Genomic DNA, 12750 nt, shown 5'->3' on the forward strand with positions numbered 1-12750 from the left:
CTTAAAAACCCTCTTCCATTAAAACAAGGATTGCGACTGGGTGAGAGTTTAGAGATGAGAGAATAGGGGAATTTCATTTGGCTTTTCCCTCGTCCCTCCTCTCTCGCCCCCTGATTAAAACCCTCTTCCATTAAAACAAGGATTGAGAAGTTTGGCTTTTTTGCGAAGTCTTTGGGGTTTCGTAAAGCTAAAAAAACAAAACCTCGCCGACGGCTAACAGCCTCGTCGACGGTTTCAAAAAAAGACCCTTAGATGTTTTTAACGTCTAAGGGTCTTTTTGTTTTCGGGGGTCAAAAAAGTTAAAAAATCTTGTCGATGGTTTGAAAGGCGAAGCTGGAGCTTCGCGCTACAGGAAAAAAGCCTCGCCGACGGCTAACAGCCTCGTCGACGGTTCGGTTTTGCTTAGGAAAGAAGTTTGAGTAGGGTTTGGGTCTTAAATTCGGTTTCCTGCCATTCTTGTTCGGGCTTTGAGTCGGCAGTAATTCCGCCTCCTGCATAGAGAAGTGCCTCATTTTCAAAGAGTTCCATGCAACGCAGCATGACAAAGATGTCGGCATCTTTGCCCAAATGGACAGTTCCCAAATAGCCGCAGTAGAGGTTTCGTTTGTGCGTTTCGGCAGTTTTGATAAAATGGTGTGCCGTATCTTTTGGCAATCCGCAGACGGCAGAGGTAGGGTGCAGCAGTTCGAGCATCACCGTTGCTAATTGTGGAAAACGCTCCTTTTGCGTATCTACGGCAAAATCGGTGCGCAGGTGCATCAGGTTTCCTGCAACGGCAGTGCGCGGACCTACTTCCGAAAATTCGCGCAATCGTATTTTTTTGAAACAGTTGATGATGTAGCGGCTGACCATCGCTTGCTCCTCAATCTCCTTTTGCCTCCAGAGGACTTCTGAAAGGGGGGTATGCGGCTGAAAAGGTTGCGTTCCTGCTAAGGCGATAGTTCGGAAGATGCCCTTTTGGTCTTGACTGATGAGCAGTTCGGGGGTGGCACAAAACCAAGTTCCGATTTTTGGCAGGGAGATGGCAGCGACAAAGGCTTGTGGATAGGTTTGTGTAGCCTTTTGAAAAAGCTGCCAAAGGTTGAAATCTTTGGAAAGTGGTGCTTTTTTGGTACGCGAAAGGACAACTTTTTCAAAATTGGGTTCGGGCTGCTGCATTTCAGCGATAGCGCGTGCTACGGTTTGTAGATATTGCGCCTTTTCTGTGGGCGCGTTTCGCGTTGCTTTTTGGGCAAGGTGATAGGGAAAAGTAGGGGGCGCAGCCCTTTGGGAAAGTTCTTGATAGCATTTCCAAAACGCAATTTTTTCAGCTTCAAAGCCTTTTTCTACTTGAAAAAAACTATTTTGAGAACTAAAAAAAAGATGTTTTTCCAAAAAAAAGACCTCTTCTTGTTCCTCGAAAGGAGCGACAACAAAGCCCTCTGTTAGCTCCTCTAAGTCCATTTTGCGCTTGGGCAGGGGGGCTGCAAAAGAAATCAAAAGCTCGACAACTTCGCTGGGGGCAGCTAAATGCGTTCCATTTTTGGGCGGAAGGGGTAGCGGTTTTCGCCAAAGCGCAACGGCATGTTTTTGCACCAATGCCGTTTGGAGTAGGCGTGGCAAATCGAGTTGAGCCGTTTGGGGGTCAAAGGGCTGGTCGTGATGCTGTAAAGAGGCGGTTTGGGCTTTCGGAAAAAAGAGGGGCTTTTTCATAGAAATTCTTTTTTTTAAACAAGAGCCTTTTGAATTTTGCCCCTGAAAGAGAAGGAGCGGCTACTTTCAAAACTATCAAATATTTTTGAAACTTCCTATAAAACGCAAGCTAAGGCTGCAAAGTTACATAAAAAAAGAGTTTGCCTTTTCCAATAAAGCCAAAAATGAGGCGGCTTATCTATCTATTTATTGGTCGGTTCGTCCGCCTGTTTGGGTAACGACAAAAAGCCACACTCTGCCCAACTGAAAATCAGGCAAAAGCGGCTTTTTGTAAAAATAAGTTTTATTTATGTTTTATTTGTATAAAGTTCGGTGGAATTTGTTTTCCTTCGTCATATTCAAAGGATTAGCATTGAACCATTCTACAAAACTATCCCATTGGGCTTCGTTTTTGTTTTTCCACGCTTCAAATTCATCAAAATTGCCGTGCATAAGCAGCCAATAGTGATAGGCTTCGAGAAATCCTTTTTCTTTGAGTTCTTGGTGGAATGAAAAAAGCAGGTTGGGATAGGTTTTATGATGTTCCTTTTCAAAGTACATATCGCTAAATCGGCTGCGAATACGGTGCAGCGAAGCCAAACTAATTTCGGTTTCAGAAAGGATAGCGATTGCCAAAAGTGGCTCATAAACTTCTATGGCGAACATACTAAGACCGACTAAGTTTTTATTCTTATCGATGGTTGCTACGTTGCTATGAAAGCTCACAGATAGGGAATCTTTTTCTAATTTAATCTCACTTTGATATACTTTGTAAAGCAATTCGCTTATTATTTGGGTACGCTTTGTGTTGCGCTCCATGTTCAAAAAGATTTCACCATAAATCATACCCCAAACTTCTTTGTTGCTATGGCAGTAAAGATTTGCAGCCCAAAAATAGTTGGAAGCAAAACTTGGCTCTACTCTGATGCCTTCTTCGTAGAAAACGAGTGCCTCGTCATAATTTTCGCGCATCATCTCTATGTTTCCTCTTTCGAGGTAAAGTTTGCCCGAATTTGGAAATTTTTTGATTCCCTTTTCGTAGATATCGACGGCTTTATCGGGTTCTCCGTTTAGGCTGTAACTATTGCCCAAAAGTTGGTAGAAATAATCGTCGGCTTCACTTTTTTTGAGCAGGCTCTTTAAAAGTTTGATAGCCTTTGGGTAGTCTTTTTTAAGATAGTAGAGGGCGGCAGTTTCGTAGGCGATATAAATATTATCGGGTTCGAGTTTGGTGGCTTCTTTCAAAAGGGCTTCGGCGGTATTAAAGTCGCCTTTGTCCATTAGCTCGATGGCTTTTGACACTTTTTTTCCAGCTTCGTCTTTATCGGCTTGGCTTTGCGCCAAAAGCGGCTTGGCAGCGAAAAAAAGGAAAGCGGTCAGTAGATAGGTGAAAATTTGTTTTTTTCTTGACATAAGAGAAAGTTTTGAAAGCATCAGGATAAAAGAAATTTAATGCGCTGCAAACATACAAAAATAAAAATATTTTTGATAAAGCGGAGAGCTTTACTTTGTTTTTTTTATCAAAACTTCGAATTATCCTTTTTTAGCAAAGAGATAGACTTTGGCAAAGTACCAAAATAAAATTTGGGTTTTTGAAAAATAAAAAAACTCGCGTCTATAAATTGCGTTAAAATAAGGCTTCGCTTTTGGCGACTTCTCTTTTTTTGTGTAATTTTAGAGTGTCATTCGAAGCCGCCGCGCCTTTCCCTTGTGCAACTTTTGCAGGCAGGAGAGCCTTTTTGAGTAGGCTTGGGGCGCGGCTTGAACACAAAATCGCTAAGGGCTTTGTAATTTTCGGCTTCTTTCTCATACCTACTTTCCGCCTTTTGTTGTTTCCAAAAAAATCCTACCCTCTGCTTACGTTTTTTCAAACGCTCGCTTATGCCTATTTATCCCACTTCGAACTCCTTGTTTGAAGATGCCTTTTTTAAGTCGCTTTTTGATGCAGTAGCAGCTCCCATTTGGGTTTGCAACCGTCAGGGGCTGTTATTGGGGTATAATGATTTCGTGTGTGAATTATTTGGAGTGGCTTCTTATTTCGCCGACACTTCCTCAGACCCAGATGTGCGCGAAAAGGTAGCCAAAAACATAAGTGATTTGATTGTGCCTTCCGAACTTGCCAAATTGCAGCATTTTTTCGAGCTTGATGCGCCTTCTGTTTATGCTTTTCAGATGGTTTTTCAGGATAAAATCTTACATTGGCAGGTACTACCCAAAGACGAACTTTTTTATGCTATCGGAAAGGTGGAAAATTTTGTATCGAAGCCGCAAGAAAATCCCGTACCTGTTTCACTTTTAGCTACCGAAGTTGCTCATTCTATCGTTCAGACGGTTGCTGATGGGATTCTTACCACTGATAGCCAAAATAGAATCTTGACTTGCAACCCTGCCCTTTTGCACCTATTTGGTTACAAGGCTTCGGAAATTATAGGCAAAAGCATTGGTTTTTTGTTTCAAAATGAAGAATTTTCACTACAAAACTTACATCTGACCACAGGCTGGAGTAGCCTTCGTACCATCACAGAAACGCAACTAAAAGGGGTGCGCAAGAATGGGACAATTTTTCCGCTGCACGTTGCCGTTAGCCAAACAGAATGGGGGGGCGCACCTGTATATGTGGCGGTAATGCGCGATTTGAGCCATCAGAAAATGGCAGAGTGGCATCTCAAACAGAGTCAGCAACTAACGCAGGCGGTCTTCGAGGGTGTAAAAATTGGGCTTTGTGTGGTAGATGCCCAGCTCAAAATTAGGCGCGTCAATCAGGCTTTTTGTCAGCTTTTTGCCTATACCCGTCCGCAGGATTTGGTAGGGAAACCGTATTGGGATTTTCTGCCTTTGCCCAAAGAGAAAGCCGAGCCGCTTTCGGTGCTACAAAAGGTGGAATGGGTTTGGAAATACATTTCCGAAAGCCCACAAGGAGGGGCAGAATGTAGGCTTTTCAAGCGTACAGGCGAAGTTTTTTCGGCTTTATTACAATTCAACCCTATCAATTCAGATTGGGTAGAAGGCAGCGATTGGGAAGAAACACTAAAAGAAAATACACAAAAAACAGAGCTTTTATTTGTGGTTTCTGTAACCGATGTTAGCGTTCAGAAAAAAAACCAGCGCGAATTGGAGCAAGCAAAACAAGAAATAGAAAATATTTTTCAGTCCTTAGACAACGTTTTTTGGTCTATAGACCTTCAAACGCAGCGTCATATCGCCATTTCCAATGCCGTAGAAAGGCTTTATGGGGTGCGTGCCGAGCAGATTTTGAGCCAAGAGATGCTTTGGTTTGAAACCGTTTGGCAAGCCGACCAAGATTTGGTTTCCCATCATCGCAATCTTTTCCTTTCGGGAAAACCCTGTTCGTATGAGTATCGCATCAAGACCAGCGGCGGCGATTTGCGTTGGGTCAGAACCGATGTCAAGATTTTGTATGATGACAAGGGCAAGCCTGTTATCGCCAATGGAATTGATACCGACATTACCGAGCAAAAGCGCGTAGAATTGTCTTTGCAGCGCACAGAAAATCTGATGCGCTCGATTTTGTATGGGATTCCCGAAACGATTTTGCTCATCAATACCCAAAAAAGAGTGGTTTGGGCAAACCCTGCCGCCGAAAAACTCTTTGGCTATTCGCTTACGGCTCTCATTGGCACTTCCATCGAGTCGCTTCTGATTTCGCCTTTTGAAGAAAGCCGTTTCGAAAATATGATAGCCCGCTATCGGAATCATACCAATACGATTTCTAATTTAGCAGAAGATTTGCAGCATTATGAAATGCCTTATCTAACTGCCGAAGGGCAAATTATAGAAACTGAAAACGTGCTTGCCCCTGTAAAAGGCACGCAAGAAATGGTTTTTGGCGAGGGCGAAAGGTTGGGTTATTTAATTGTGATTCGCAATCTGACAGAAAAAAATCAGCTTTTGCGCTCCTTAGCCAAGTTCAAACAGACCTTAGATGCGACTAAAGATTGCGTTTTTATCTTTGAAAATCCCGACACCAAACTGCAATATTTCAACAAAGGTGCAATAGATACGCTCAATTATGGCGAGGCAGAGATGAGTGAGAAGACGATTTTAGACCTTATTCCCGAAAGGTGGCAACTTATTTTTTATCAGGCTTTGGAGCGTTTGCGCCATGAAAGTCAGCCCGAAGTGCTTTTTGAATTGCCGCTTCAAACAAGGTTTAAAATTGATTTACAGACCGAATGTCTATTGCAATATACGCAGGTTTCTAATCAATCTTTGCCTGCCACTTCCGCTTCTCAACGAAGCAATGAGGGGCGTTTTATCGCCATTTTTCGCGACATTTCAGAGCGAAAAGCCACACAGGTTTTATTGGCAGAAAGCGAACTTAAATTTCGTTCTACCTTCGAGCAGGCGAGCATTGGCGTGATGCACCTTTCGCTTGATTTGGAATGGGCTACCTTTAATGAGCGTTTGGCGCAAATGGTGGGCTATCAACTTTCTGAACTTTCCATAGAAAAATTCCGAAATTTGCTCTATCCGCCCGACTTGGTGCAGTATTTACCGCAGCTCAAACGCCTTACAAAGGGCAGTATCGAGCGTTTTACGCTGCTTGTTCGCCTGATTCCCAAGCGCGGCGACTTGCTTTGGGTCAAACTTACGATGTCTTTGGTACGAAATATAGAAGAAGAACCTGCTTTTTATGTACTTTTTTTGGTAGATATTTCTGAACAAAAGCAAGCAGAATTTGAATTAACACAGACCTTAGAGGCTTTGCAGCGCACCAACGAGGAGTTAGACCATTTTGTCTATAAAACCTCACACGATTTGCGCTCACCCCTAACCTCAATCTTGGGGTTGCTCAATGTCATTGATGCCGAGCGTGATAGTAAAAATATAGACCAGATTTACAGTTATTTAGACATGGTTCGTTCAATGGTCTTGAAATTAGACGAATTTATACATGCCATTTTAGACTATTCTAAAAATGGAAATCAGGAAGTAGAATATCTTGAAATCAATTTGAATAAATTAGTACAAGAAACCTGCGAAGATTTAAAATTTATGAAACAGGCACATTTATTACACATAGAAACAGAAATTCAACAGGAAGTGCCTTATTGGGGTGATAAATTAAGATTAGAAATTATATTAAAAAACTTTATTTCAAATGCAATAAAGTATCAAGATTTTAATAAAAATACGCATTATGCCAAAATTAAGATGCGAGTAACCGAAAAACGCTTATCTTTGCAGGTAGCCGATAATGGCATTGGCATTTTGGAGGCTGCTCAACCGCACCTTTTTTCTATGTTTTTCCGTGCCAATGACCAAAGCCAAGAGCAAGGTTCGGGCTTAGGGCTTTATATCGTTAAGCAGGCAGTAGAGAAATTGGGCGGACGTATTTCTTTTAAAAGCAAAGTAGGGAAAGGGACTACCTTTTTTGTAGAGTTGCCCAACTTTTTGCAGGAAAAAAAGACAATACAGGCGGTTTCTAAAAACAAATGATTTTTTAAACAAAAAATATGATACTAAATTATATTTGGATAGCCTTCTTTCTGATAGCTTTCCTGACGGCATTGTTGCGCACTCTATTTTGGGGTGAGATGGAGGTTTTTAATCTGATGCTGCAAAGCACTTTTGAGAGTTCGAAGACGGGCTTCGAACTCTCGCTATACCTAACGGGTGTGATGGCTTTTTGGTTGGGAATGATGAAAATTGCAGAGAAAAATGGAATTATAGAAAAATTATCGTGGCTAATTGCGCCTTTATTTTCTCAACTTTTTCCTACTTTATCTAAAAATAGTCCTGCTATGGGTGCTATGGTGATGAATTTAGCTGCCAATATGCTCGGACTTGATAATGCTGCCACGCCTTTGGGTTTGAAGGCGATGAAAGAGCTACAAGCCGAAAATCCGAAACCCCAAGAGGCAAGCGAGGCGCAAATTATGTTTCTAACCCTCAATACTTCGGGGCTAACCCTTATTCCTGTGAGTATTATGGTCTATCGGGCGCAGTTGGGGGCAGCAAACCCTGCCGACGTGTTCCTACCTATTCTAATTGCTACCTTTTTCTCTACTTTTGCGGGAATTGTTATTGTTAGTTTGTTTCAAAAAATAAACTTATTTTCGCCTATTCTTTTGCTCTATCTGGGCGGCATTTCCCTACTTGTGGCATTGATTATTTATGGCGTTTTGAATGTAGAAAAGTCTGAAATAGAGCGTCTTACGGCTGCAATAAGTGGTTTTATTTTGTGTGCTGTGATGGTTTATTTTGTAACAGTTGCGGCGTTCAAAAAAAACAACGCTTACGAACTTTTTATAGAAGGGGCGAAAGAGGGCTTTCATGTTGCGATAGGAATTGTACCATATTTGATAGCAATTTTGGTAGGCATTGGCTTGTTTCGCGCTTCGGGTGCGATGGACTTGTTGTTTTCTACTTTGCGCACTTTGGTTGCTTACACAAGCGATTATTTTCACCTCAAAATGGATTTATCTTTTATAGAGGCTCTTCCTGTGGCACTGATGAAGCCTTTGAGCGGTTCGGGCGCACGCGGTTTGATGGTGGATTTGATGAAGACACATGGTGCAGATTCGCTTATCGGTCGCATGGCGTGTATTTTGCAAGGCTCTACCGAAACTACTTTTTACGTTTTGGCGGTCTATTTTGGCTCGGTAGGAATTAGGAATACGCGTTATGCAGTCTTGTGCGGTCTTTTTGCAGACTTGGTGGGTGTGATAGCAGCTATTTGGGTTGCCTACTTATTTTTTTAGCAAGCAAATAGGGCAGAAACAAAAAAGAGAAGGATTTAATCCTTCTCTTTTTTGATAGTTTATTTAAGTCATAAGATTTTCTCAAAGGCGCGTTTTCTGTTATTGCTTTTGAATCTTAATCGTTTGTTTTTGCAGTGGTGTCGTTAGGGTTAGGAAATAAACTCCTTTTGCCAGTCCTTCCAAACTAAGTGTTTTTTGGGAATTGTTATTAGGTAGTTCGTAAGCCGTTTCCATCACATTTGCACCCACGACGTTGGTAAGGGTAATCTGAACGGGTATATTTTGCCATTCGCTACCTGCAAAATCTATGTAGAGCAAGCCTTCGGAAGGATTAGGATAGACTTTGAAACTTGCTGCTTGACTACCCTCTAATTCCGCCGAAACGATTTTACTCAAAGAGCCTTCCATGCCATTGGTCGTGATTTCTTTGATGCGATAATAATAGCGGATTCCTACCTGTACCTCTTGGTCGAGGAAACTGTATCGCAAACTACCATCAGCCAAGACACTGCCGATAAAGCGGAAGTTCTGACCATCTTCCGAGCGCAGCACATCATAGCGGGCTACATCTTTTTCAGAAGCTAAGTCCCAAAGTACCGAAATATTGCTGCTCAATGGGCGTGCTTGTATTTCGAGCCATTCCACAGGCAGAATAATAGGGTCTAAGGTAAGCGCAATACCAAATTCCGAAAAGCCGTACATTTGTCCGCGTGCTGTAGCATCGAGGCTATTATTGATACATTGTCCGGGTGTTGTGATAAGCCAAGGGTCTGTATTGGCGGTACGCTTCATAACCTGCCCTTCGGTTGCACCACAAGGAGGGGCATTATAGCCGCTATTGTAGAACGTTCCGATATAATAAGCATTTCCGGGGGTTTTGGTTGCACCATTGTAGGAGGAAATATCCCAAAAGCCGTGGTCTAAGGCATCACAAACATCGAAGTCGGCTTGACAAATGTCAATTTGACCAGTTGCGCCCGGCGTTGCTACATAACGATTGAAATAAGCCAAGAGGTTGTCGGAATCGGTAAGTGGGGTTTGGAAGTTGATGTTGGCACGTTCATACATAAAGTCGGTAATGCCACAGAAAGGAACTTTGTAGTTGAATTGCGTACCTGCGCCTTCTTGAAAGTCATAGCTTGCAATAAGTCCGACGGGTTGAATACAACCGTAAGTGGTGCAAAGGCTTGTGGCAATTTCAGATTGCGAGCGTGGGTAGTTCCAGATGCGGACGTTGTCGACCTCACGACGCAGGTAATGATTCGTTGTACCATTGGAGGCGGTGTAACGACCGATGTAGGCAGTTCCCAACAGGGTATTCATATCAGAGCTTGATTTTGCTACATCAATGCGTAAGATGCCGTCCATATAGACCTTTACCCTACTTCCGTCATAAACGACAGCAAAATGTCGCCACCCCACATTACTACCGGGTATATTTGTAAACCCTGTTACAATACCTCCTCCAAAATCCACTATAAAACGTCCAACGTTTACATCACCGTTTCTTCTGAGTGAGAATGCGCCATTTTGTACTGTCGGGTTTCCAAACTGAAAGATAGGAGTATTTGCGGGAAGTCCTCCATCTACATTCACCCACATCTCAATGGTTCTTGGGTTGTTTCCTAAGATGATGGTGCTATTGGGTAGTTGTCCATGTTTGGTAGAATTTGTACCTGAAAAGTCTGCTACAATATTACCCGTTTGCCCTAAGCAAGCTGCAAAATTGTTATTTTTCCAAAAAGGAACTGCTGTGCCTGTATTTGCCCCTACAAAATTTCCCGTATAGGCAGCTTGTATGGTCGGTGTTCCTGCGTCTTCTGCGGCTAAACCAACGGGGAAATCATACGAACCCAGCGGATTGGTAGAACGGCGCAAACGCCCTGCTACAAATCTGTCATTTGTGGTGTTGGTCAGTGGGTAGCCTGTGATGGCGTTAGGTGCAGAATTTTTAACAACTACCTCTTTTAAGTCTTCTGTTTGCAGAACACCGCGTTGAAAATGAAGTGTGCCGTAAGGTGCTACCAAGAAGTTTGTTTCACTCGTACCCATTACTTTTACACGTGGGAAAGTAGGGTCTTGGTTGTTGATAATTACATCTGCAAATTCGCCTGTAGCAGTATTGGCACGGCGGAAGAATTGGTCTGCGCTACCTTGAAATTCTATTGTCGTGCCTGCGGGCATGCCGATATGACCCTTTTGGTCGTAATCGCCGCAAATGTGCAAATGTGAGTTTAGTGTAGGGTGCAAATTGACCTGTGCGCCTGCTTCTATCGTCAGGTTGCGGACAAAGGCATCTCCTGTGGCTGCGCCGGGGTGAGCTACTAAGCCGTCAGGTCGGATAAGCGGAAAGTTTGTAATGGGTATGCCTTCTAATTGGGCAGGAATGACAACATCTGTATTGCAATCAGGCAGGGCATCTACGCCACAAGGACGACTCCAGTTATTGATATTAAACCAGTTATCGTCTTGGTCGCCCGTCCAGACGTATTGCACCGTTCCCACACAAATAGAACTTGTTAGGATACAACCCCCTACATTGACGGCTACTTGATAGTTTGTAGTCCGTTGTACCTGTACCGTAATTTGAGGTGTAGTTTGTCCGCCCGGTGTCCAAAGGTAATCTAACGCGCCGAAAGTTTCCCCATCTAAAAGGACGCTTGTCCCATAGAAAATGTTGATATCAGGACCTAAATTAAGAGCATTAAAAGACGAGAAATAACCATACCTACAGCCTGTAGAAGCTCCTCCATTTACCAAGCCCATGTGAAAGAGTGCGCTGTCGTTTTCTATTACATTACCCGCCACAGGGATGCTGTTATTGCTGGCAGTAGCATAAGCCCCAGTGCCGTCTAAGGTTATGCGAGCGGAACGCCAGACATTAGAAGTGCCGGGTACAAAGGTAAAAGCACTGGCAGGAACGGCTGTTCCATTGATTTTGAAATCATCATGAAAACCGTTCTTGACAAGCAAGGTCATACTAAAACTTTCATTTGTAGAACGAATAAAATTAACCCTGCGCGAGCCTGTACATTCAATAGGCGGCACTAAGGCGCAACCTGTTTCACAGCCATAGCCCGAAAAGTGAAGCACATAAACGGGCTTATTGGAAGTAATATAAGCCCTTATACTTCCCATGGGCATATTTAAAGTGTGCTGCTGTTGCCGGTTGAGATTCACCGCTGCTAAGGCAGTACCGTCGCGGTTGATGTTGATGGTAGTGCCGTCTTCTATTGCCAGAATATATACCTTTTCATCTTGAGAATTGCTTGGCACGCCCAAAGTACCACGCATAATGATATATTCTGTACCTAAAATATCCACAGGCACAATCTGGTCACCTGCCAAGTCATAACAGCCGCCTGCACCACTGTTAATGGAATCATGATAAACCGTAACGGCTACGGGCTTATTAGAAGTTACACGTGAGCCGAAAGGCGCGTTTCCCGCAGAAGGCTGATTGGCGGCAGCGCAATAGGTTTCGCCTCTATTTAGGGTAATACTAAAAGTAGAGTTCGCTGCGTGTCCCTTGATGGCGCGTGTATTATTGATGGTTACTAAGGTGTTATCCTCTGTGGCTACAATGATAAAACCTGAATGTCCATTAGGCGTTAAGTTGTTTTGATGATTCCATGCTGTTTGCATAGGCACATAAAAATCTGTTCCTAAGCCGTTTGCACCTTTGAGGGCGAAAATGTCGGGGTTATTGTTACGCACAACTTCATAGTAACCAGAAATTTTAGCGGTAGCTTCTATCAGGATACCTGTGCGGTGCTTGATGGTGTAATCCCAATTTGTTGCTGCGGTGGAGGCAGGGTCTATGGCTCTTGGCGTTTCTATCTCAAACTTGCGCCCTGTCAAATCTATTTGTTGGGCAGTGTTAGCTGGAATTGTTACGACAATCGGTACAAAGGCTCCGTTGGCAGGTTGGCTAATAACTACCGTTGCCTCTTGTGTGTAAGCTGTTAGATACAAGCGAATGTCTTGGTCTCCATGACCTGCGGTTACTTCGGGTGCGGCAAACCAGAAGCGCGTATCAATTTGCGCCTGTAGAGATAAGAGAGTTCCTATTTGCAGAACAAACAGAAAAAGTAAGGAGTAGAGTAAGCGATGTAGCCTCAACATAAAGAAAGGGGATTTAAGAGTAAAAGTAGCGTCATTTTGTAGAAGTATTTGGCGTGTCAGATTTTGGAAATTCAATCTTTTCAGAGTTGGAATAGGGAGAGAAAAGGGTTTTGTGTTTTCCATTAGAAAAACGGAAAAATTCTTTTTGTGCGTTCGATAAAATAGTGGTGATTGCTGGCTTAAAAGTAATGCTATTGTTTGTATTAACCAAGAAAAGTTCGACTAACCC

The 12750-nt window shown here is 43.0% G+C and carries 7 protein-coding genes; 3 read left to right on the top strand and 4 right to left on the bottom strand.

Features of this window, described 5'->3' with window-relative positions; all coding sequences use genetic code 11:
- Positions 1-402: 402 nt before the first annotated feature.
- Entirely contained in the window at positions 403-1692 is a 1290-nt protein-coding gene (locus G500_RS22380) for a chorismate-binding protein (protein WP_051203295.1), read from the bottom strand.
- Between the two features lie 85 nt (positions 1693-1777).
- Here G500_RS22380 and G500_RS25635 point away from each other — a divergent pair, with 85 nt between their 5' ends.
- Positions 1778-1939: a hypothetical protein gene (locus tag G500_RS25635; RefSeq protein ID WP_154657021.1), complete on the top strand. Its 162-nt coding sequence runs from the start codon at positions 1778-1780 to the stop codon at positions 1937-1939.
- Between the two features lie 47 nt (positions 1940-1986).
- On the opposite strand, the gene G500_RS0105050 is transcribed toward G500_RS25635, so the two are convergent.
- Both G500_RS0105050 and G500_RS0105055 read right to left on the bottom strand, forming a co-directional pair.
- Positions 1987-3084 carry a tetratricopeptide repeat protein gene (locus G500_RS0105050; RefSeq protein ID WP_027001792.1) on the bottom strand — a complete coding sequence of 366 codons (1098 nt, stop codon included), beginning with the start codon at positions 3082-3084 and terminating at the stop codon, positions 1987-1989.
- A 269-nt stretch (positions 3085-3353) separates the two neighbouring features.
- Positions 3354-3542 carry a hypothetical protein gene (locus G500_RS0105055; protein ID WP_027001793.1) on the bottom strand — a complete coding sequence of 63 codons (189 nt, stop codon included), beginning with the start codon at positions 3540-3542 and terminating at the stop codon, positions 3354-3356.
- A gap of 10 nt (positions 3543-3552) precedes the next feature.
- Between G500_RS0105055 and G500_RS0105060 the strand changes: the two genes are divergently transcribed.
- Together G500_RS0105060 and G500_RS0105065 are read left to right on the top strand one after the other, a co-directional pair.
- On the top strand, positions 3553-7131 hold the full coding sequence (locus G500_RS0105060; protein ID WP_027001794.1) for a PAS domain S-box protein: 3579 nt from the start codon (positions 3553-3555) through the stop codon (positions 7129-7131).
- Between the two features lie 17 nt (positions 7132-7148).
- Positions 7149-8396 (top strand): nucleoside recognition domain-containing protein, encoded by a 1248-nt coding sequence (locus tag G500_RS0105065; protein ID WP_027001795.1) that lies wholly within the window; start codon positions 7149-7151, stop codon positions 8394-8396.
- A 99-nt stretch (positions 8397-8495) separates the two neighbouring features.
- Here the strand turns inward: G500_RS0105065 and G500_RS0105070 are convergent, their stop codons facing one another.
- Complete coding sequence (locus tag G500_RS0105070; RefSeq protein ID WP_027001796.1) at positions 8496-12521, bottom strand: LamG-like jellyroll fold domain-containing protein; 4026 nt, start codon at positions 12519-12521, stop codon at positions 8496-8498.
- Positions 12522-12750 lie beyond the last annotated feature (229 nt).

The organism is Hugenholtzia roseola DSM 9546, assembly GCF_000422585.1.
Classification (GTDB): Bacteria; Bacteroidota; Bacteroidia; order Cytophagales; family Bernardetiaceae; genus Hugenholtzia; species Hugenholtzia roseola.